Raw genomic sequence first — 20,228 nt, forward strand, 5'->3', positions numbered from 1 at the left:
CAAATTGCATCGCACCGGGCCGTTGAGCTGAATAACCCGCTCGCGTTTCTTCTGTTTCTTTCCTGAAAATCTCCACGAATTCGTCGACGGCCACTCATGCACACTGCTGCCGGCAAAGCGGCCCCGCTGTCCCGCGCCGAACTCAGGCGTATCGTCGCCGCCATTGTGATCGGCAATGGTTTTGTTGCTTACGACTTCACCGTCTACAGCTTTTCCGCCGTCGTGATCGGCAATCTGTTCTTTCCGTCGCACAATCCGGCGTCGTCGCTATTGCTCTCGCTTGCCACCTTCGGCGCGGGCTTCGTGATGCGTCCGCTCGGCGCGATCATGATCGGTCACATTGCCGACAGCCGCGGCCGCAAAGCCGGACTCACCGTATCGCTCACATTGATGACGCTCGGCACGTGGCTGATCGCATGTCTGCCGAGCTACGCATCGATCGGTCCGGCGGCGACCGTGCTGATGGTGCTCGCGCGCCTGATGCAGGGGCTCGCGGCGGGCGGCGAGATCGGCCCGGCGTCGGCGTCGCTGATGGAGTCGGCCGGCTACCGGCACCGCTGTTTCATGGTGAGCTGGCGCGGCGCCAGCCAGGGCGCGGCCGCTTTCGCCGCCGCACTGGTCGGGGCGGGCACCACGGCATTTCTGTCGCCCGCCGCCATGCACGACTGGGGCTGGCGCATTCCGTTCGTGCTGGGCGGATTGATCGGCCCGGTCGGCTGGTACCTGCGCCGCCGCATGCCGGCGGCCGCGCCGCAAGAGCGCACGCGGCTCAGCCCGCGGCGGCTGTTTGCGGAGCACACGCGCCCGCTCGTCTACGGCATTCTGATGATGGCGGCGCCTTCCGTGAGCATCTACATTACCGTGTTCTACATGCCGGCCTATCTGGTGCGTACATTGCACCGGCCGCCGGCGATCAGCCTTTTGACGGCGTGTCTCTCAGGCGTGGTGATTCTCGTGGTGACGCCGCTGATCGCGCGCGCGGCCGACCGGCTCGCGAGCCGCAAAACGCTGCAATACGCGTCGCTCGTGGCGTCGCTGGCGGCGGCATGGCCCGCTTTCTGGGCGCTGACTCACGGCGCCGGCGATCTCGCGGCGCTCGTCATCATCACGGCTTACGTGGCGCTCGCGGTGAACAACGCCGGCGCCGCTTCGGTGCTGATGATGGAAGCGTTTCCGGCGCACCGGCGCGCGGGCGGACTATCGGTGATTTACAGCTTGGGCGTGGTCCTGTTCGGTGGATTTTCGCCGTTTCTGGTGACGTGGCTCATCAACCGGACGGACGATCCGATGATCCCGGCGTGGTATCTGATGGGCGCCACCGCGCTCACGTTGATCGCGCTAAAGGCGTTCCCGGAAGCGGAACCGGAGGCGGGCGCTCGCGCTGCAAGCGCGTCGCAGCCGGCTGCCTGAAACGCTAGGCCGCGTTGCGCAAGTGCTGCAGGTCGAGGGCGCGGGCGCGCATGTCTTGCGGGCTCATGTCGAAGGCGCGGCGAAACGCGCGGGTGAAGTCAGACGCGCTCTGAAAGCCGAGTCCAAAAGCGATTTCCGCCACCTGCACATGCGGATAACGGACTAGTTCGTCCGCCGCCTCGCGCAGCCGGCGGTTGCGAATATAGGCGCCGAGACCGCCTTCGTGCTCGAACCAGCGATAGATCGTCGCGCGCTTCAGTTGCAGCGCCTGAACCACGCTGGTTGGCGTGAGGTCGCCCTGGTGCAGATTGGCTTCGATATAGCGGCGTACCCGGCCCATCACCGCGGCCTGCAGCGCGGCGCGGCCCGCGCCGCTTAGGCGCGCCTCCTTGCGAAACGTGGCCACCAGCAACTGCGTCCCTGCCTGCAGGGCATCGATGGCGCTGGCCGGATCGAGCCGCGCAATGTCGCGGGCGAGCGCTGTCATGTGATCCAGCACGACGCCGGTCAGCGGCGAGCCTTGCTGGACGATGCGACCGTGAATCGCCGCGCCGTCGCGTAACGCTTCGTCCACTACCGCTGCCGGTACGAACAGGCTCAGAAGGCGGCATTCGGGGCGTTCGGCGCGGAACGGCTGGTTCAGATCGAATGCGACGATGCCTGCCACCGAACCCGGCGCGCTGCGTTTCTTGTGCATGCCGGTGACGTGGCCGACTTCCCCTTCCACGAAGAGCTGAAACACGTAATCGCGCCGCGAGTCGGTGGATACGCGGGCCACCGAGCGTTCCAGCAGCATCGAATCGGTGCGGCAGTCCGTAAAAATCATGCCGCCGACCGCGTACAAATCGATTTCACCGCGAAATCCTCCGGCAACCTGGGCTTTCGACGGCGGCGCGTCGACCACATGGCCCACGCGCTGGCGCCAGGCGAGGAATTGTTCGGCGGGTGCCAGTCCGTGCGTACTGAAACGGCTCGTCGAAATGGCGGAGCGCGAATCGGCCGCGGCGGCCGCGGCCAGATGTTGCGGCAGGGTGCGCTGGTTCATTGAATCGGTTGTTACAAGCGAGAAGGGCGTGCCGGCGGGGCCGCGGCGTGTCTACGCGGCTATTTCACGCGCCGTCGTCCAATTTTGAGACGTACGGTCAAGCCTAACAAAAAAGCGGCATTAATGTTGCGTGATTAGATGCAGATCGTTTTCGCTGACGGCGCGGCAGGCAGTCGACCGCCACCCCGTTATCGGAATCGCAACTGCGCGCAGAAACAGCGTCGAGCCATTTCGCGCGGTGCAAGGGTGCGAGGTTCACGCTTTGCCGACAGGCAATTCACGGGGTATCAAAGATGAGCGGCACGAACATGCAACCGACCGTGCAACGCGGCGCTCGGCGTCCGGCTAGTCTGGTAGACAGCCAGTTGCAACATTTCGAGAACGTGGTGGAGTACCTGACGCGTGGGGACGCGTCCGGCGGGCTGTATCCGCTCGACCACGAGTATTGGGAAAAACGGATCCGGGCGCTCGAAGAGAGTTACGAGCTGATTGCCAGTCAGCGGCACCGCCTGACGAGACTTCTCGACAGACTCGCGAGCGAAGCTCAGATGGCGCAGATGGCGCGGAATGCGCTGAAGCCGCGCACGGCCGCTTGAGTCGGTCGAAGCATAGGAACGCGAGAACCGGATTTCAGTCGGGGAGAACCAGATCGATGCATGCCGGCATCGCTATTAAAAGCAGCAGAACCTGAGAGCAAATGGCGATGGTGCGAACGGGCCCGAAGAGGCCCGTCGCACATCCCCAGTGCTTGAGTGTCAATGAACACCTGCGGCGCGAATCCGTGCCGCAGCGTCCACCGCCTCGCTCATGAGCCGGTCGATGACTTCCGCCACCGGCGCGCATCGTTCGACTAGCGCCGACGATTCCCCCGCGAACAACGCCATTTTCTCGAGATCGCCCACCGTATCGCGGAGCGGCGAAATCGTGCTGAACTTGTAGATCGGCCCTTGATCGTCGTGGGCGATTTCCTCCCGCGGCAACACATGTGGATGATGGCCGAACAGACGTTCGCCAGCCTCGCGCGTCACGCTGTTCGCCAGCACGCGCACCGGCGAGCCGGGTGGCCAGTTGATCGTGAAAAGGTCGGTGTGCACGGTGTCGCCCGCCTGGGCATCGACGATTCGCTGCTTGTGATAGTCGTGCGCGAAAGACTCATGCGTCGCGACGAATAGCGTGCCGCACTGAATGCCCGCCGCGCCGAGCGCTAGCGCGGCAATCAGCCCGGCGCCGGTCGCGAAGCCGCCGGAGGCCACCACCGGCACGTGCAGACGCCGCGCGACTTCCGGCAGCAGCGCCATGATGCCGATGCGCCCACGCACGTGGCCGCCCGCTTCGACGCCTTGCGCGATGACCGCGTCCACGCCGGCCTGCTGCGCGGCAAGCGCCTCTTCGAGCGAGCCGACCTGCCAGAGGACGAGCGCGCCGGCATCTTTGGCCCGTTTCACGACGTCGGGCATGACATCCCAGAAGAAGCACATGGCCGGCACCCGCGCCGCGCGGCACACGGCGAGTTGCGCATCGAGCAGCGCGGGCTCCGTGCGGAAAGGAATCAGATTGACGCCGAACGGCCGGTTCGTCGTTGCGCGCACGGCGGCGATCTCACACTCGATCACTTCCGGCGCTTCCCCAACCATGCCGAGCAGGCCGAATCCGCCGGCGTCGGAAACGGCGACCGCCAACTCGGCGCGCGCCGGGCCGCCCATTCCGGCCGAAATCACCGGGTGTCGGCAACCGAGCAAACGCGTCAGCGCAGTATCGAACAGCGGGGTGTCGTCGTGCATGGCGGTCCTCTCATCGTGTCGCGCGGCGGTAATGCACAGGATTGTGCGGCTCGCCGCATCGAACCTGCATCCACGGCAGTCTCTTTAGAGTAGATGCAGACGAGCGCGGCGGCAGCGGGTATTTTTCGTCAGAAGATAGGCGAGCGCGGCAAGGTGATATTCAGTAATTCTGACCGCTTTTAAATAGGGAGCGGTTAATAGTAGATATGCAGAATACGCAATGAATTTAGCGCTGATAAACTGTGCGCCGGAGCAGTCTGTTACCGCAATGCACGCAGCGCTCGCTCCCCAAAATCCGGCGGCCGAAAACGCTGGATAGACGGTAGAACTAGGCCTTTTCTGCGATTTGGAAGAAGCGGCGGCACGGCATACTGGCCGTGTGCACGTTGTTAAAAGGGACGTATGGTTGGATGTCCTTTCTTCCGGTCATGCATGGTGTCGCATCAGTCGATCCCCCTCCGCCAACCTCTGCCCATCTGAACTTTGACAAGTATCGGGGCTCGCTTTGGGCCCGTTTTTGGAACTGACTCATGAAGCCGGGAAATAACTCGCTTGGTAAAAGACGCTCACGCAAGTTCGCCATGTCGGTGACGGCGGCACTTATCGCAGTGTTGCTCGCCTTTGGCGTGTGGCATTACCAGCAGCGCGCAGCGCAGGTCTCGCCGGCGCTGACCGGCGTCGCGAGCCAGATGCGCCACGATTCCTCGGCATGGACGCATGAAGAGAAAGACGCCTCGCAAATGTTGCGCGATATTCACGACGCCAAGGTTGCCGCGATCGGCGTGAGCCCCAACGCGATTCTGATTTCGAAGCGCGACGGCACGAAATACTTCGTCACCGACCACAACGCGACGTTCTCGCATGCGCTGCTGCTCGGCGAACCGAAGGCCGACGAGGCCGCGGCGTATCAACTCGTCTGGCTTCCCGATGCGGATATTCAAACCGGCGGCTCGCGCTGGGTGCAGGTCTTCGACCAGACGCGCGACGCCATCAGCCTGTTGTTGCCGCTGTTGTTGATCGGCGGCATGGTGTGGTTCATGCGCCGCGAAATGCGCGGCGGCGCCACGCTGCTCGCCAGGGCGCCCGCCTTGCGTTTCGACGACGTGATCGGCGCGGGCGAAGCGAAGGCGGCGCTCGCGGACATTCGCGGCTATCTGTCCGACCCGAAGCAATTCACGTCGATGGGCGTGCGCGCGCCGTGCGGCATTCTGATGGTGGGCGGCCCCGGCGTCGGCAAGACGCGGCTTGCCCAGGCACTGGCCGGCGAGTGCGGCGCGAACTTCATCTCGATCACGGGCAGCTATTTCAGCGCGAAGTATTACGGCGTCGGCATTCAGAAGGTCAAGCATCTGTTCGAACTGGCGCGCAAGAATGCGCCCACGGTGATCTTCATCGACGAAGCCGACGGACTCGCCAAGCGCACCGATACGGGCAGCGGCCCGGTCGAAGCGGAGAGCAACCGCATCATCAATCAGTTGCTGGCGGAAATGGATGGCTTCGCTTCGAACGAAGGCGTCATCATCGTCGCGGCGACCAATCACCCTGACAATCTGGACGAGGCGTTGCGCCGGCCGGGCCGCTTCGATCGCACCGTGCAGGTCCGTTTGCCCGATCGCGAAGACCGCGCGAAGATTTTCCGTTTCTACGCGGAGAAGCTGAAGTCGAAAGCCGCCGACATCGACTACGATCAGTTGGCGCGCCTGACCACGGGCCTGTCGCCGGCAACGGTCGCGATGGTGGTGAATCAGGCGGGACTTGTCGCGCGCAAATCCGGCGACACCGAAATCACCTCGAAGCATTTCATGGAAGCGATCAAGATTGCGCGCATCGGCGACGTGAGTGGCGCCGAGCGCGCGCTCAGCGAGGACGAACGCACGCGCATCGCCGTGCACGAAGCGGGGCATGGTCTCGTCGCCGCGCTGCTGGGCACGGGCGTGCTGGAAGAGGTCACGATCCTGCCGCGCGGCGGTGCGCTGGGTGTTGCGCTCATCACGAAAGCGCAGGACAAGCATTTGTATCGCGAGACCGAGATTCGCAACGAAATCCAGGTTTTGCTCGGCGGCCGCAACGCGGAAATTCTCACGTTCTCCGAAGCATCGAGCGGTGCGGCTTCGGATTTGCAGGAAGCGTCGCGCATCAGCCTCGACATGGTGTCGAAATTCGGCTTCAACAGCGACGGCGATCTGTTCAGCCTCGCGGCGCTGCCGTCGCAGTACGCGGGTTTGCAAATGAAGAGCGCCATCGAGCATGCGAATGTGCTGCTCAAGGAGTTGAATGAACTGTGCTACGGCTTGCTGCACGCGTACGAGCCGGTGCTGCGCGCAATCGCGGACGAATTGCTCGAGCAGGAGACCGTGCCCGGAGAAACCGTCTACCGCCTGATCAGGGAACACAAGAGCACGCTGAAGATCGTTCACGAGCCGGAAGCGGCGTGAACCGATAATCGACTGACTGCCTCGACGGCAAACGACGGGCGGCGCCAGTAAATGACGCCGCTTTTTTATTGCCCGGCGCTAGTTACGCGAAATCGGACGGACCGGGCTCAGGAACGCCCGGAGGCGTTTCGGTGTCGCCCAGCGCCTCACCATCGATGTTGGCGTCGTCAGCGGGCGGCGGTGTTTCGCCTTTTTTCGGCAGCGGTTGATCGAGCCCCGGCTCGACCGGCGTGGGAATTGCGTCGCCGATCGGCTTGGACACCTTGGTAGGCGGGCCGCCCGGGTCTTCTTCGGGCTGGCGCTCGGGCTCGTGCTCTTGCTCATTCGGGGAATTGGCCATGGTTGCCACGACGGGCTCTCCGGTTGAATTAGGGGTACACCGTTGTGCAGCAATGCGCGTACCACGGCCCGTTTTGCGTAAGCGCTAACGGCGCAAACCCTATAAAACGCCGGATTTCCAGATCATCTGCGCTGCGGCGGCCGCAACGAACACCAGCACGAGAACCCGGAACGCGGCAGGCGGCAAGCGGTCTCGCAAGGGCCGCACCAGCAGCATTCCCGCGATCACCGGCACGCTCGCGCAGGCCGAGATGGCGAGATCCGTCCAACTGGCATGCGCGCCGCCGCTGAATGTCGCGACGAGCGTGATGATCGACACCACCAGAATGATGGCGATCTGCTTCGTGAACGCTTTGCCCGTCGCGCCCGTGGCGATCAGATACATCGCGAGCAAGGGCCCTGGCACTGAAGCAATGCTCTCCATGAGCGCCGCGCCGAATCCCAGTACGAACCCGGCCGGCTTGGCCCACGTCGGCGACAGCGTCAGCCGTGGCGACGCCAGCAACAGCAACGCCGCGACCATCAGCAAGAGGCCGGCAGCCGCTTGCGCGCGATGCGGCGCGAGCGAAATCAATACGCTCACGCCGACGATATTGCCGATCACCGTGCCGATCAGCGGCGCGGCGATGCGCCGGACGGTGGGCAGCAGTTCGCCGCCTTCGAGTGCCTGCGGGATATTGCCGAGGATGATCGGCATCGACAGCAGGAGAACCGCTTCCTTGATCGGCAGGAAATGGCTGAGGATCGGCATCGCCACGAGCGGTACGCCGATGCTGACCACGCCCTTGACCATTCCGCCCAGCAGAAGTGCGGCAACGATGCCGAGCAACGCGTAGAGGTTTAGTGCCTGCAGGCCTGCGCCCAGAACGCCGCCGGCGAAAGTGAGATGAGACATGACTGGAAAGCGCGTGTCGGAATCCGCGAGCCGGCCGCGCGGATCGGAGCGACCGGACAGCGCGCGGGCGGTGGCTTGTTGTTATCGTTCGGCCAGTTCGGTGCCCGCGTGTCACGCAAGATCGGAAGCAGCCGGCTAAGTGAGGCCGCATGATACCGTGCCCTCACTTGCGCTGCTTGCAAGTGAAACGTAAGTCGTGCGTGGGTTAGACCGCGTCCGACGCGGCGCTCTCGTTCCTCGACGAATGCTCCGCTCGCTCACGACGCGAGCGCAACGCAGCCGGCGTGTACGCAGCAGCGGACGTCGCGGCCGTTGCCGGCGCGCGCCGTGTCTTCAAACGAAGGATCGGTTCTTCGATCAGCCGCCAGGATAGCATCGCCATCACGAGCGAAATCGCAAACGACCCGGCGATGCCCGCAACGTGCGCCCACATGGGCACCGTGCCGCCGAAGAGCGCCGCCGCGTGATGGTTGCGGGTCAGGTCGGGGATCAGGTTGTGATAGAGGTAGAAGCCGTAGCTGATTCGCCCGAAGCTCACCAGCCATTTCGTTTCGAGCAGGCCGATCACGACGGCGTTGCGGCAGCAGGCAATCGAACACACCAGCGCAGCGATGCACACGCCATACGAGGCGCTCACCACGGTGAACAGCAATGGATTGTCCACTTGGCTCCAGATCGGCTCAGTCGCGCAAAAGCCCACGAGCCCGAGACTCAGCACGAAGAGCGTCACGCCGTGTCCTAGCCGCGCCCGCAAGCGGCCCGCTTTGCCCGCAATCATCAGGCCGCCCATGCCGCCCAACGCGAGCAGCCAGAAGTTCGTCAGCGGGTGCGTGTAGATGGTGATGTCCGGCCAATGCGCCGCGCGCATGGCCAGCAGCGACGCGAGCCCGACCGCGACGATCGCGAGACACGCCGCGCGATGCCGGCGCGCGGCAAGCAGCAAGAGGAGTGGCGCGAACACGAGATAAAACTGCTCCTCGATCGCGAGGCTCCACAAATGCGAGTAGCGCCCCGGCCAGTAGTGCAGCACGGAGCCGATCCAGATGTTCGACAAATAGGCAAAATGAAACGGCATGCCGCTTGCCAGTTCGGGACTTGCCATGCCGAACGCCATCAGTACGCACATCACCACCAGCATCAGGTAGTAAATCGGAAAGATGCGCAGGGTTCGGCGAAATAGAAAGCGCTTCAATTCAGCGCCGAATCGACTGGCGCCGCTTTCAATGCGCGTGCGTTGCGCGGACAGAATGCCGATGATCAGAAAACCGCTCAGCGCGAAGAAGATCCATACGCCGAGATGGCCGATCTCGCCAATGTCGCCGAACAGGCGATGCTGAAAAAATACCATCAGGACTGCGATCGCGCGCAATCCGTCGAAGCCGGCAATTCTGTTGTTCATGTGGTCGTCTTCCAGTGCGAAGGTGGCGCGTGCGGCGCAGCCGTTCTGGGCGGTAATGGAAGGACCGGCGCGCATCGGTGACGCTCAGGTCGGCCGTGGCGGTTGGAAAGGCGTCGCAATGACGCTCGGCGTGCCGGCCGATCGCGGATCGGCCGGCCGCGTGTCCGGTCCACATGAGTGGACGCCGTCGAAAGGTGGCATCGCGCGAAACGCGCGAGTTCCGACGGGCGTGCATGAAACCATCCTACGATGAAAAAAAGCAAAAAAAATCGCGCATCGCTCTCTGCGATTTATTTTTTGCGCTGATTACCGATTGCATTCGCGCCCGGCGAATTAAAGCCGCAAATCTTGCCGCGAACCGAATGCATGACGACTCAGTATTACCGCATGCCGACAATGGAATTTCAAATCGCCGCGACGTAATTTGAAATTAGAGGCAGGTTGTCAGCGCGCGCCGATGGACCGCGCAGCCTCGCTGGGAACGTTTTATTGTCGTGGTGTTCCTACGAAAAACGACGCGCGGCAGACGCGCGCTTATCCTGCGAGAACCTGAATGGAAACCCGTCGCGGCCGCCCCGGAGGAAGTCCCCTTGGTGGGCGCTCGATCGAAGTGGACTTCTTCCGCGGCGTCGTGCTGATTGTCATCGTGCTGGATCACATTCCCGGCAGCACGCTTTCGCATCTGATGCTGCATGCGTATGCGTTGTGCGATTCGGCGGAAGTGTTCGTGTTTCTGGGCGGATATGCGTCGGCGGCGGCGTACACGGCGGTGCTCGCGGGCCGCGGTGAGAACGCGGCGAAAATGCGCTTTGTCAGGCGCTGCTGGGAAATCTACCGCGCCTATCTGTTGACGGCGGTATTGACGCTGCTGTCCGGCGCGATCCTCGCGTCGCTCAATCTGAACCGTCCCATGGTCGATCTCACCGGCTGGCCGCCTTTCGCGGTTCAGCCGCTGCGCGAAGCCTTCGATATCATGCTGCTGCGGCGCCAGCCTTATCTGTCGAGCGTGTTGCCCATGTACGTGATCTTCGCGCTGTGCGTGCCGTTCGCGGTGCCGCTGGCGCGGCGGTCGTCGCTCATGGCGCTCGGCTTGAGCTTGCTGATCTGGGCGTTGGCCCGGCCGCTGGCCGCATTATTCAGCATTGACGACGTGGCCGACTGGGCTTTTAATCCGTTTGCATGGCAACTGATGTTCGTGCTCGGGATTCTCTGCCGGGTGCAGCCCATCAGCGAGCGCTTTCACGCAACCCGTACCGCGCGCTGGCTCACGCGGATCGCGGTGGTCGCGGTGCTGGCGTTCGCTATCGTCAAACTTTTCGTGCTGACGCAACCGTTGCCCGGCACGTTTAAACAGAATCTGTCTCCCGACCGCGTGATCAACTTTATTGTCATTGCCTGGCTCGCCGCGCAGTTCGTGCGCATGGGCAGTATCGCGTGGCTCGCGCGGCGCTTGCCTGCCGTGGTCACGGTCGGCCGCACGGGGCTCGTGTGTTTCGTTGCGGGCACACTGGTTTCGCTGATCGTCGATACGGCGACGCCGCATATGTTTCATGGCTTTCGCGGCGTGCTGATCGGACTCGGCGGCGATCTCGTCGCCATCGGCGCCGTGCTGATGATCGCGCGCGGCTGGCGCGGCTGGAGAGGGCAGCAGTCGGCGGCGGCTGCCAATGGCGCGGGTTACGGATGAGGTCGCGCCGGCACCGTGCGCGTGTCGCGCGAGACTCGCGCGCGGTCATCCACGTTGTCGGCGCGATGTTGTGGCTCGCCGCTCACCCGGCGCTCGCCGCTCTCAAGGAAGCGCCGCTCGCCATGCGCTGTGCGGAATTAGCGGGCGCCGTTCTGCAGCCCGAACTCATTGCGTTGCCGACCGCCGGCGTACAGATCGAAAGCGCGGCGATGGTGAGCGCCACCGCGCCCGGCAATCAGCAAGGCGGCGAATATTGCCGCATCACCGGCCGCATTAAAGGGTTCAACGCCACCACACCGGATATCCGTTTCGATCTGAACTTGCCGCGTCGCTGGAACGGCCGCGCGCTGCAGATCGGCGGGGGCGGTTACAACGGCGTGGTGGTGAGCGGCACCGGCGTGATGCCGTTTTCGCCGAACCGCGCGCCGCTCGCGCAAGGCTATGCGACCTTCGGCGACGACTCGGGGCACGTCGGCGATTCATCGGTCGCGGTGTTCGGCCTCGTCGACGAGGCGGTCACGAACTTCGGCTTTGCGCATCTGAAGAAAACGCACGATGCCGCGCTTGCCCTGATTGCGCGCGCGTATGGACGGCCGCCGCAACGGATGTATTTCGCCGGCGGCTCGACCGGCGGCCGCGAAGGCTACACGGTGATGCAGCGCTTTCCCGACGACTACGACGGCGTGATCGCCAATTCGCCCGCGCTCAATTTTTCCGGCGTGCGCCTGCTCGGCGTGAAACTCGGCCAGGCGGAATACACCACGCCCGGCGGCTTCATTCCGCCGTTGCTGCTGGAACACGTCTATCAACGAACCCTCGCCACGTGCGACCGGCTCGACGGCGCGGCGGACGGTATCGTCAGCGACGTCACCGCGTGCCACGACCACGAAACGGAGATCATCGACTCGTTGCGCTGCAGCGGACGCACGCCGTCGCACGATGAATGCCTCACGAACCCGCAGCTCTCCACTTTGCTCGTGATGCGCGACGGGCTTTCCTTGCCTTACCGTCTGGCGTGGGACGTCAACGGCTATAGCGGCTACAACATTTTTCAGGGCACGCGTCTGACCGGCCTGCTCGGCCTCGCGCATGAGCCGGAGCGCCTGCCGGTGCCGACGTTCTTCGCCAACGGCTACCTGTTCGCGCAAGGCGACGGCTATATCCGTTACTTCGTCACACGGGACGCCAGCTTCGACTCGCTCAGGTTCGACCCGCAACACCCCGGCAAATATCGCGCGCAACTGGTCGCGCTGTCGCAGACGATCGGCGCGATGAACCCCGACCTCACGCGCTACATTGCGCGCGGCGGCAAGCTCATCACGCTGCAAGGACTCGCCGATGAAGTCATCAGCCCGAACCAGACGATCGCGTATTACGACACGCTGGTCGAGCGGTTCGGTGTCGACCAGGTCAATAGTTTCATGCGCTTGTACATGGTGCCGGGATTCCAGCACGGCAGCGGCGCGTTCATTCCATCGGTCGATCTGCTAGGCGCGCTCGATAATTGGGTGACGCGCGGGGCATCGCCCGAGACATTGACGGCAACGGATATCGCTGCGGCGACCAATGGACGCTCACGTCCGCTGTGCCGCTATCCGCTGTTTCCTCGCTATGTCGGCAAGGGCAATGTGAATCTCGCCAGCAGTTTTGTTTGCGCGGAGCCGTGACCGGCAGTTCTTGAAACAAATGCCTCGCAGGTGGCAAGACCCACATGCGCGTCAGTGGCCTTTTGAACGTCCGTTCCAGAAACAGTAGGGCGGCGGCGCCTTGCATCGGCGCCGCCGCCCCGGTTCGAACCGAGTGACTCAATGTATTAGCAGCCGTGTTTTACTGGCCGTTTTGCATCGTGCCGCCGGTTCCGTTATTCATGCCATTACCGGTGCCGCTGCGCGTGCCGTTGTTCATGCCGTTACCCATGCCGCTGTTCGATCGGTTCATGGCTGGACTATTCGGCGTCGCGCCGGTGCCGGTCCCCATGCCGCCGCCGGTGCCGGTCACGCCCGGCGAACCGTAGCCCGACTCGCTCGGGCTCTTCATCGATCCGGCGCCGACACCAGGCGTAGCGGTCCCGCCCGCGCCACCGGTGGTGCCGCCGCCCGCGCCCACGCCGGTACCGCCACCGCCCGCACTTCCGCCGCCCGCACCTCCGCCGCCCGCACCTCCGCCGCCACCAGCGCCACCGCCAGCCTGCGCATAAGTGCCGCCCGACAGTGCCATCACGAGCGCCGAAGCGAAAATTGTCTTGGTAATGCGTTTCATGGTTCACCTCCATAGAGTCGGTTTGATGTCACGCAAGCGCCTGTCGCTCACATGCATGGACTGCCGCAAGCGGTGTGCCTCGCTCGATCGTGTTCCGCTCGAACATGGGGCCGCGGCAGCATGCCGGTGATCGAGCATGGGGCGTTCCCGGCGTCGCGTGATCAAACCGATATGGAAACCGAACTATTTTGCAGTGCAGCGAAGCTGATTCAGCGTGCGCGTCTTGCCATGCCGTTGCCGCCCGCCTTTCGTCCACCTCGACCCCACGTGGTTTCGGTGCGCTGCCGGATGCGCTGCACGCTTTCGTACTTTCCATTACATTGCGGGTGCGGTGGCGCTTTAGCATCGCTCCCTCTAATCAAACAACGGTGTCTGCCATCGTCGATTCCATGCAGCCAATCGTCTCAGTCACGAACCTGTCGAAAACCTATGCCACTGGTTTTCATGCACTCAAAAACATCAATCTGGCCATCAACCGCGGGGAAATCTTCGCCTTGCTCGGCCCGAACGGCGCGGGCAAAACGACCCTCATCAGCATCATCTGCGGCATCGTCAACGCGAGCGTTGGCAGCGTGACGGTGGACGGCCGCGACATCGCGACCGACTATCGCGGCGCGCGCTCGCTGATCGGCCTCGTGCCGCAGGAGTTGACCACCGACTCGTTCGAAACCGTCTGGGCGACCGTCTCGTTCAGCCGCGGACTGTTCGGCAAGCCGAAAAACCCGGCCTACGTCGAAAAGGTGTTGCGCGACCTGTCGCTGTGGGAAAAGCGCGATAGCAAGATCATCACGCTCTCGGGCGGCATGAAGCGGCGTGTGCTGATCGCCAAGGCGCTCTCGCACGAACCGCGTGTGCTGTTCCTCGATGAACCGACCGCCGGCGTGGACGTGGAGTTGCGCCGCGACATGTGGAAGCTGGTGCGTTCGCTCGCCGAGAGCGGCGTGACGATCATCCTCACCACGCACTACATCGACGAGGCCGAGGAAATGGCCGACCGCATCGGCGTGATCAGCGGCGGTGAGATCATGCTGGTGGAAGAGAAAACGGAGCTGATGCGCAAGCTCGGCAAGAAGCAGTTGACGCTGCAACTGGAGAGCCCGCTCGCGCAAGTGCCGGTCTCGCTGACCGGCTATGGGCTCGACGTCGCGAAGGGCGGCACCGAGCTGATCTACACCTACGAAGGCGAGGGCGGCCGCACCGACATCATCGCGCTGCTCAAGGCGCTCGACGACGCCGGCATCCGCTTCAAGGACCTGCACACCACGCAAAGTTCGCTCGAAGACATCTTCGTCAGTCTGCTCCGAGGTGACCAATGAATATCTACGCAATTCGCGCGATCTACAAGTTCGAGATGGCGCGCACCTGGCGCACGCTGATGCAGAGCATCATCGCGCCGGTGATTTCGACTTCGCTTTACTTCGTCGTGTTCGGCGCGGCGATCGGTTCGCGCATCAAGGAAGTGGACGGTATCAGTTACGGCGCGTTCATCGTGCCGGGATTGATCATGCTGTCGCTGTTGTCGCAAAGCATTTCGAATGCGTCGTTCGGGATTTACTTTCCGCGCTTTACGGGCACGATCTACGAGTTGTTGTCGGCGCCGGTGTCGTATCTGGAAATCGTCGTGAGTTACGTGGGCGCGGCGGCCACCAAATCGATTCTGCTCGGGCTGATCATTCTTGCGACCGCGGGCTTGTTCGTGCCGCTGCAAGTGCAGCATCCGTTGTGGATGATCCTGTTTCTCGTGCTCACGGCGGTCACGTTCAGTCTGCTCGGTTTTATTATCGGCATCTGGGCGGATAGCTTCGAGAAGCTGCAGCTCGTGCCGCTCCTGATCATCACGCCGCTGACTTTTCTCGGCGGCAGTTTCTATGCGGTCAATATGCTGCCGCCGTTCTGGAGGGTCGTGACGCTGTTCAACCCGATCGTCTATCTGGTCAGCGGATTTCGCTGGAGCTTCTATGGTCTCGCCGATGTGAATGTCGAGGTGAGCCTCGGCATGACCGCGCTTTTTCTGGCCGTGTTCTTGTTGATCGTTGCGTGGATCTTCAAGACCGGTTATCGGCTCAAGACTTGATAGGCCGCGCGTCATGCGAAACTCACGGACACCCCCAACACGGAGCCGATAGCCATTATGTCCGTCGATCTGAGTCTGATTGAGCGAAGCGCGTGCGAAGTCGTCGATCTGTTGCGTGAGGAAGCGGTGAGTCCGCGCGACCTGCTCGACACGCTCGCCGCGCAGGTCGCGCGCGTCGAACCGCAGGTCAACGCGCTGCCCACGCTCTGTTTCGAGCGTGCGCACGCGCATGCCGATGCGCTGCTGAAGAAGCCCGTGGCCGAGCGCGGCTTGCTATGCGGCCTGCCGGTGCCGATCAAGGATCTGACCGACGTGGCGGGCGTGCGCACCACACGCGGTTCGCTGGTCTACCGCGACCGTGTGCCGGAAACGTCGGATGCCGGCGTGACCTTGCTCGAAGCGCGCGGCGGCGTGGTCTACGCAAAATCCAACACGCCGGAGTTCGGCTCCGGCGGCCATACGTATAACAGCGTGTTCGGCGTGACGCGCAATCCGTGGGACCTGTCGCGTTCGGCGGGCGGCTCGTCCGGCGGCGCGGCGGCCGCGCTGGCGTCAGGCACCGCGTGGGTCGCGCAGGGCTCCGATCTGGCGGGGTCGCTGCGCACGCCGTCTGCATTCTGCGGCGTGGTCGGCATGCGTCCGACGCCGGGCCGCGTCTCGTACGGCCCGGTCGCCAATCCCTACGACACGCTCGGCATTCACGGGCCGATGGCGCGCAACGTGACCGACGCGGCGCTGCTGCTCGACGCGATGTGCGGCGAAGTCGACGGTGCGCCGTTGTCGCTGCGTGAGCCGGCGACCTCGTTCCTCGAGCATGCGCGCCGGCCGCAACGGCCGGCGCGTGTGGCATTCAGCGAAGGGCTCGGCATCGCCACCGTCGAGCCGGAAATCCTGGCGATTTGCCGCAAGACGATGGATCGGCTCGCGGCGGCGGGCGTCGGCGTGGAGGAGAGCGATCTCGACCTGAGCGCGGCGACTCAGGCGTTTCACACGCTGCGCGGCATTGCCTACGCGACGAACTACGAAGACGTGCTGGCGCAGCATCGCGACGTGCTGAATCCCAACGTGATCTGGAACATCGAGTTCGGTCTGCAACTGGACAACCGTGCGATGCGTTCGGCCCAGCGCACCCGTGCGGAACTCTTCTACAAGCTGAATGCACTGCTGCAGCGCCATGACGTGCTGATCTGTCCGGCCTCGATCGTGCTGCCGTTTCCGGTCGAAGCACGCGATATCCGTGACGCGGTCGGCCAGCACTTCGAGACCTACATCGACTGGCTCGCGATCACTTATGCACTGACGCTCACCGGCATGCCGGTCATGGCGATTCCGTGCGGGATGAGCGCGAGCGGGCTGCCTGTCGGTATCCAGATCGTCGGTAAGCCGCGTGGCGAGGCGGCGTTGCTCTCGGCGGCGCGCGCAATCGAAGAGATCGTCGGCACGTGGGCCACGGGCAAGCCGCAAGTCTTTTGAACGTCAACCTGCGCACGATGCGCGGCGTGTGAGCCGCGCGTAGAGAACGTTTGAAGGGGCGTGTGAGGGGAGGGTGAAATCGCACCGCGGCCGGCACCCGAACGGGCATGCCGGCCGCGACGCCAGCCTTTACGTCACATACGCCTGCGCGACGTTGATCAACTGCACGCGGTTACGCACGTTGAACAACTGCCGCAGACGGCGCAAGTGGTAGTCGACGTTATGCGGCGACAGCCCGAGGAAGTAGGCAATCTCCTTGTCACGCTGACCCTGCACGACCGCCTTCAGCACCGCATGCTGCAACTCGCTCAGCGTGACGCGCTGCTGCTGCGCGGGCGCGATGCCGATCACGCTCTTCGCGTGCGTCCAGATGAACTCATGGATCGTGTGCGCGAACATCAGCGTCTCGGCCACGATCGATTCGGTCATCCAGCGCGGATTGCCGATCTCCGAATTGAAGCACAGGCTCGCGCTCAGCTCCGGCTCGGGGAGCGGCATCTGCGTGAGAATGCCGCTTTTGCGCCCAGTCGCCTCCAGCAAGTCGATCAGCCCGCCGAGCCGTTCGCTGCGCATCTGCGCACGCGGCAGGTCGGCGCGCATGTCGGCCGTATTCCAGAGGAACGGCATACCGGTCGGCGAGGCGAGTGCCACGCGCGGGTCGAGCTCGAAATAACGCTCGCGGAAATAGCGCGTGAGCCAGCTTTGCGACTCGTAGCTGGTCAGCACGAACATCGTCTTGTGATGCGCCGACGTGCGCGTGGCCGAATAGCTGAACGAGTCGAAGCCGAGTTGCTTGATGCGCTGCCGCACGAATTCGATGCGGTCCTGCGCGCTGCCAAAACGCACCAGCGGACTGATGACCGGCGCGGCGCGGCGCGCCGCGGGCGAGGGTGTGCCGATCTCCTCCTCGGTGAAGAGTGTGAGAAAACCTGTGGGCGTCGCGCCTGTTGCGGTGCGGCTGGATGCCCTGGATGCTTCAGCCGCGTGGGCTGATTTCTCGAGTTGCCGCGTGCCGGCCGGGTAAGCCGGTTGGGCGGTAACCGCCGAGTTGTATGCTGCCGACGCGTGCCCGGCTTCACCTTGCGGCGAGCCGGTCAGCCAATGCGGCAGCGTATCGCATTCGTGTTCCATGAAACGGTAGCTCCGGCGTTCGAAACGCGTGAAAGACGACAACCTGAATGATTAGCTATTTCCAAAAATTGCGGTAGCCGGTTCCTTGCTATCATTTTTGAGTTCTTGCTCCGACAGCGGATTGGCAACGCGGGTATGGCAGGGTTCACTCTTCATATGGCACCTCCCTGGGAATGGACGTGATGGCACGAATTCCAAAACTCACAACGACGCTCGCCTACGACCGCTACATGGCGGGCCAGAAACTGGTGTCGAGCGTGGATCGCCCGTGGCGGCACCTGGTGCTGCGTTCCTATCTCGAACCGGCCGAGCAGGAACTGCTGGAAGCGCCCGGCTTGCAGGACCTCACGCTGATGACCCTTGCGAGCGGCGCCGAGCACCTCGAGCGCAACCTGAACGGGCGCTGGGAAAACGCCGATCTGCGGATGGGCGACGTCTGGTTCGTGCCGCCCGCGCCGATCTCGTGGCGCTGGCGTTCGATCAGCGATGAGCCGCTGTCGACCGTCCATTTGCACATCGAGCGCAGCCTGATCGACAGCGTCGCCGATCAGATGGAGCTCGGCGGCTCCCGCGAGCTGTCGCTCGGCGACGCGATGCGGTTTCGTGATCCGTTGATCGCCGCGATGCTTGCCGCATTGCATCGCGCCGCCGCCGATCCGGCCGACTCGCGCCTGTATGTCGATGCGCTGGTTCACGCGCTCGCCGCGCACCTGTTGCAGCACTATTCGCGCGGCCGCCCCGCGCTGGCCGGATTGCTGGCGCGCCCGGAACGCCTCGTGCCGCGCCGGATCCGCCGTGTAACCGATTACATTCGCGCCAATCTCGCCGAGGATCTGGCGATCAGCGAACTGGCCGCACAGGCGGGGTTAAGCAGCTTTCATTTTGCGCGTGTGTTTCGCCGCGAGACCGGCGAGACGCCGCATCAGTACGTATCGCGATTGCGGCTCGAGGAAGCGGCGCGGCTATTGCGTGCCACCGATCAGACCGTGCTGCAGATTGCGATCGCCGTTGGTTTCGAGAATGCCAGTCATTTCTCCGTGCAGTTCAAGCGTGACTACGGCGTGACGCCGCTCGCTTACCGGCTGCGCGGCTGAAGTACGGATTGCGCGGCTGGAAGTGGCCGGCTGGTCAGCCCGGCAATCGCGGGACGGCGGCGGACGGTTCGAGGCAGTCCGATGAGTGGACTCGGAGCCTCGCCGCTTTCGTCGCCGGGCAATGCTGCGGCCCCTGTCTCTGACGGCAGACAGGGTTGGGTCGCCGGAAGGTACAGTCCGATGAGCCGCCTTGGGGGAATCACGCACTTTGCGCAGTGTGCTGCGCATTGCGCGGCTTGCAAACTACGAACTTTCGTGGCGCTCGGGCGGTTGGACCTGGCATGCGTGTGCCGTTGTGGCTTGCCGGGCGGTATTCGCACAAGACAACAGCACTGGTCCAACTGGCCTGACCAGTCGAACGGCAACTGTATCTGTCGAAGTCTTGCATCGGACGACAGAATGATGTGCCTACGGCCTGGCTCCGCCTTGCGTCAAACCTCCGACCGACCACTCCATTCACCCTCACACTGGAAACCTGGCGATGACCCGACTCCGAATCACCTCCTGTGGCCATGTCTTTACCGCCGAAACCCATCCGGACGCGCCGCAAACCGTGGCCGCCTTCCTGAAGCTCCTGCCGTACCGGCAGAAGATCATTCATGTGCGCTGGAGCGGCGAAGGCTGCTGGGTGCCGCTTGGCGACTTCAAGCTCGAGAACGACGGCGCGGCGGTCGGCTTCGAAAATCACACGAGCCATCCGTCGGTCGGCGACATTCTGTTCTACCCCGGCGGCTACAGCGAAACCGAGATCATTCTCGCGTACGGTTCGTGCTGCTTCGCGAGCAAACTGGGACAACTCGCGGGCAATCACTTCCTGACCATTGTCGAAGGCAAGGAGAAGCTGCGCGAACTCGGCACCAAGGTGTTGTGGGAAGGCGCGCAAGACGTGTTGTTCGAAAAGATCTGAAGCAGTGGCGCCGGGTCGCGCAAGGGGGAGATGTTCGGGCGGCTCTTGAGGGGGACTTTCTTTGTGAGACCCTCACGGAGGCTTTCTTTGCGGCGCACTACTGCGGACGCGTCCTAACCCTGGTTAATTTTTATTCCATAAATCGCGCATACTGGAGGCGCCCGGGCGGCTTGTGAAGCGCTCACCTTCTGCCTCCTGAGCGCGGTTTGCAGTCCATGCGGACGCGTTAGGTACGCTCCGAAAGCAGTTCTTTGGAGCCGGCGCGGAACACCTATTTTCGCCGCCATGCGGCGCCAGGT

General features: G+C 63.6%; 18 protein-coding genes. 11 read left to right on the forward strand and 7 right to left on the reverse strand.

The annotated features are described in order from the left end of the window. Positions 1-96 precede the first annotated feature (96 nt). Entirely contained in the window at positions 97-1,410 is a 1,314-nt protein-coding gene (locus ACQKRQ_RS29945; protein WP_427481203.1) for an MFS transporter, read from the forward strand. A 4-nt stretch (positions 1,411-1,414) separates the two neighbouring features. On the opposite strand, the gene ACQKRQ_RS29950 is transcribed toward ACQKRQ_RS29945, so the two are convergent. Then, positions 1,415-2,455 carry an AraC family transcriptional regulator gene (locus tag ACQKRQ_RS29950; protein ID WP_427481204.1) on the reverse strand — a complete coding sequence of 347 codons (1,041 nt, stop codon included), beginning with the start codon at positions 2,453-2,455 and terminating at the stop codon, positions 1,415-1,417. 293 nt (positions 2,456-2,748) lie between these two features. Between ACQKRQ_RS29950 and ACQKRQ_RS29955 the strand changes: the two genes are divergently transcribed. Continuing rightward, the gene (locus ACQKRQ_RS29955; RefSeq protein ID WP_427481205.1) at positions 2,749-3,051 is read left to right on the forward strand and encodes a hypothetical protein; all 303 of its coding nucleotides are present in this window, start codon (positions 2,749-2,751) and stop codon (positions 3,049-3,051) included. Between the two features lie 159 nt (positions 3,052-3,210). On the opposite strand, the gene ACQKRQ_RS29960 is transcribed toward ACQKRQ_RS29955, so the two are convergent. Beyond that, on the reverse strand, positions 3,211-4,236 hold the full coding sequence (locus ACQKRQ_RS29960) for an NAD(P)H-dependent flavin oxidoreductase (protein WP_427481206.1): 1,026 nt from the start codon (positions 4,234-4,236) through the stop codon (positions 3,211-3,213). Between the two features lie 530 nt (positions 4,237-4,766). On the opposite strand from ACQKRQ_RS29960, the gene ACQKRQ_RS29965 reads away from it, so the two are divergent. Next, the gene (locus ACQKRQ_RS29965) at positions 4,767-6,671 is read left to right on the forward strand and encodes an AAA family ATPase (RefSeq protein ID WP_427481207.1); all 1,905 of its coding nucleotides are present in this window, start codon (positions 4,767-4,769) and stop codon (positions 6,669-6,671) included. Positions 6,672-6,753: 82 nt separating this feature from the next. Here the strand turns inward: ACQKRQ_RS29965 and ACQKRQ_RS29970 are convergent, their stop codons facing one another. From ACQKRQ_RS29970 to ACQKRQ_RS29980, 3 genes are all read right to left on the reverse strand, one after another. Next, positions 6,754-7,020 (reverse strand): hypothetical protein, encoded by a 267-nt coding sequence (locus ACQKRQ_RS29970; protein ID WP_427481208.1) that lies wholly within the window; start codon positions 7,018-7,020, stop codon positions 6,754-6,756. Positions 7,021-7,110: 90 nt separating this feature from the next. Then, the gene (locus ACQKRQ_RS29975; protein WP_427481209.1) at positions 7,111-7,905 is read right to left on the reverse strand and encodes a sulfite exporter TauE/SafE family protein; all 795 of its coding nucleotides are present in this window, start codon (positions 7,903-7,905) and stop codon (positions 7,111-7,113) included. A 205-nt stretch (positions 7,906-8,110) separates the two neighbouring features. Further along, a complete protein-coding gene (locus tag ACQKRQ_RS29980; RefSeq protein ID WP_427481210.1) occupies positions 8,111-9,304 on the reverse strand; it encodes an acyltransferase family protein in 1,194 nt (397 codons plus the stop codon). A 233-nt stretch (positions 9,305-9,537) separates the two neighbouring features. Here ACQKRQ_RS29980 and ACQKRQ_RS29985 point away from each other — a divergent pair, with 233 nt between their 5' ends. The 3 genes from ACQKRQ_RS29985 to ACQKRQ_RS29995 all read left to right on the forward strand — a co-directional run bounded on the left by ACQKRQ_RS29985 (position 9,538) and on the right by ACQKRQ_RS29995 (position 12,658). Then, positions 9,538-9,732 carry a hypothetical protein gene (locus ACQKRQ_RS29985; RefSeq protein WP_427481211.1) on the forward strand — a complete coding sequence of 65 codons (195 nt, stop codon included), beginning with the start codon at positions 9,538-9,540 and terminating at the stop codon, positions 9,730-9,732. A gap of 125 nt (positions 9,733-9,857) precedes the next feature. Next, on the forward strand, positions 9,858-10,991 hold the full coding sequence (locus ACQKRQ_RS29990; RefSeq protein WP_427481212.1) for an OpgC domain-containing protein: 1,134 nt from the start codon (positions 9,858-9,860) through the stop codon (positions 10,989-10,991). A 65-nt stretch (positions 10,992-11,056) separates the two neighbouring features. After that, the gene (locus ACQKRQ_RS29995) at positions 11,057-12,658 is read left to right on the forward strand and encodes a tannase/feruloyl esterase family alpha/beta hydrolase (RefSeq protein WP_427481400.1); all 1,602 of its coding nucleotides are present in this window, start codon (positions 11,057-11,059) and stop codon (positions 12,656-12,658) included. Between the two features lie 160 nt (positions 12,659-12,818). Here ACQKRQ_RS29995 and ACQKRQ_RS30000 read toward each other — a convergent pair whose 3' ends face one another. Further along, positions 12,819-13,250: a hypothetical protein gene (locus tag ACQKRQ_RS30000; protein WP_427481213.1), complete on the reverse strand. Its 432-nt coding sequence runs from the start codon at positions 13,248-13,250 to the stop codon at positions 12,819-12,821. Between the two features lie 389 nt (positions 13,251-13,639). Here ACQKRQ_RS30000 and ACQKRQ_RS30005 point away from each other — a divergent pair, with 389 nt between their 5' ends. From ACQKRQ_RS30005 to ACQKRQ_RS30015, 3 genes are read left to right on the forward strand one after another with little or no spacing between them, the layout of a single operon-like run. After that, positions 13,640-14,566, forward strand: coding sequence for an ABC transporter ATP-binding protein (locus ACQKRQ_RS30005; RefSeq protein ID WP_132383256.1), 927 nt, complete (start codon positions 13,640-13,642; stop codon positions 14,564-14,566). Further along, the gene (locus ACQKRQ_RS30010; RefSeq protein WP_408281942.1) at positions 14,563-15,324 is read left to right on the forward strand and encodes an ABC transporter permease; all 762 of its coding nucleotides are present in this window, start codon (positions 14,563-14,565) and stop codon (positions 15,322-15,324) included. The genes ACQKRQ_RS30005 and ACQKRQ_RS30010 overlap by 4 nt, the downstream gene beginning before the upstream one ends. Before the next feature lie 57 nt (positions 15,325-15,381). Then, positions 15,382-16,797: an amidase gene (locus ACQKRQ_RS30015; protein WP_427481215.1), complete on the forward strand. Its 1,416-nt coding sequence runs from the start codon at positions 15,382-15,384 to the stop codon at positions 16,795-16,797. Positions 16,798-16,926: 129 nt separating this feature from the next. Here ACQKRQ_RS30015 and ACQKRQ_RS30020 read toward each other — a convergent pair whose 3' ends face one another. Further along, positions 16,927-17,928, reverse strand: coding sequence for a helix-turn-helix transcriptional regulator (locus ACQKRQ_RS30020; RefSeq protein WP_132382064.1), 1,002 nt, complete (start codon positions 17,926-17,928; stop codon positions 16,927-16,929). A gap of 182 nt (positions 17,929-18,110) precedes the next feature. Between ACQKRQ_RS30020 and ACQKRQ_RS30025 the strand changes: the two genes are divergently transcribed. Together ACQKRQ_RS30025 and ACQKRQ_RS30030 are read left to right on the forward strand one after the other, a co-directional pair. Continuing rightward, on the forward strand, positions 18,111-19,022 hold the full coding sequence (locus ACQKRQ_RS30025) for a helix-turn-helix domain-containing protein (RefSeq protein ID WP_427481216.1): 912 nt from the start codon (positions 18,111-18,113) through the stop codon (positions 19,020-19,022). A gap of 481 nt (positions 19,023-19,503) precedes the next feature. After that, a complete protein-coding gene (locus ACQKRQ_RS30030; protein WP_132382068.1) occupies positions 19,504-19,929 on the forward strand; it encodes a DUF3830 family protein in 426 nt (141 codons plus the stop codon). Positions 19,930-20,228: the final 299 nt, after the last annotated feature.

It is taken from the genome of Paraburkholderia sp. NPDC080076 (assembly GCF_050281145.1).
Taxonomy (GTDB): Bacteria; Pseudomonadota; Gammaproteobacteria; order Burkholderiales; family Burkholderiaceae; genus Paraburkholderia.

What these genes read in the sequence shown, in the direction of transcription:
- ACQKRQ_RS29945 (WP_427481203.1), top strand. Translation starts at nt 97, where the DNA reads ATGCACACTGCTGCCGGCAAAGCGGCCCCGCTGTCCCGCGCCGAACTC.
- ACQKRQ_RS29950 (WP_427481204.1), bottom strand. Translation starts at nt 2,455, where the DNA reads ATGAACCAGCGCACCCTGCCGCAACATCTGGCCGCGGCCGCCGCGGCC.
- ACQKRQ_RS29955 (WP_427481205.1), top strand. Translation starts at nt 2,749, where the DNA reads ATGAGCGGCACGAACATGCAACCGACCGTGCAACGCGGCGCTCGGCGT.
- ACQKRQ_RS29960 (WP_427481206.1), bottom strand. Translation starts at nt 4,236, where the DNA reads ATGCACGACGACACCCCGCTGTTCGATACTGCGCTGACGCGTTTGCTC.
- ACQKRQ_RS29965 (WP_427481207.1), top strand. Translation starts at nt 4,767, where the DNA reads ATGAAGCCGGGAAATAACTCGCTTGGTAAAAGACGCTCACGCAAGTTC.
- ACQKRQ_RS29975 (WP_427481209.1), bottom strand. Translation starts at nt 7,905, where the DNA reads ATGTCTCATCTCACTTTCGCCGGCGGCGTTCTGGGCGCAGGCCTGCAG.
- ACQKRQ_RS29980 (WP_427481210.1), bottom strand. Translation starts at nt 9,304, where the DNA reads ATGAACAACAGAATTGCCGGCTTCGACGGATTGCGCGCGATCGCAGTC.
- ACQKRQ_RS29985 (WP_427481211.1), top strand. Translation starts at nt 9,538, where the DNA reads ATGAAACCATCCTACGATGAAAAAAAGCAAAAAAAATCGCGCATCGCT.
- ACQKRQ_RS29990 (WP_427481212.1), top strand. Translation starts at nt 9,858, where the DNA reads ATGGAAACCCGTCGCGGCCGCCCCGGAGGAAGTCCCCTTGGTGGGCGC.
- ACQKRQ_RS29995 (WP_427481400.1), top strand. Translation starts at nt 11,057, where the DNA reads ATGTTGTGGCTCGCCGCTCACCCGGCGCTCGCCGCTCTCAAGGAAGCG.
- ACQKRQ_RS30000 (WP_427481213.1), bottom strand. Translation starts at nt 13,250, where the DNA reads ATGAAACGCATTACCAAGACAATTTTCGCTTCGGCGCTCGTGATGGCA.
- ACQKRQ_RS30005 (WP_132383256.1), top strand. Translation starts at nt 13,640, where the DNA reads ATGCAGCCAATCGTCTCAGTCACGAACCTGTCGAAAACCTATGCCACT.
- ACQKRQ_RS30010 (WP_408281942.1), top strand. Translation starts at nt 14,563, where the DNA reads ATGAATATCTACGCAATTCGCGCGATCTACAAGTTCGAGATGGCGCGC.
- ACQKRQ_RS30015 (WP_427481215.1), top strand. Translation starts at nt 15,382, where the DNA reads ATGTCCGTCGATCTGAGTCTGATTGAGCGAAGCGCGTGCGAAGTCGTC.
- ACQKRQ_RS30020 (WP_132382064.1), bottom strand. Translation starts at nt 17,928, where the DNA reads ATGGAACACGAATGCGATACGCTGCCGCATTGGCTGACCGGCTCGCCG.
- ACQKRQ_RS30025 (WP_427481216.1), top strand. Translation starts at nt 18,111, where the DNA reads ATGGCACGAATTCCAAAACTCACAACGACGCTCGCCTACGACCGCTAC.
- ACQKRQ_RS30030 (WP_132382068.1), top strand. Translation starts at nt 19,504, where the DNA reads ATGACCCGACTCCGAATCACCTCCTGTGGCCATGTCTTTACCGCCGAA.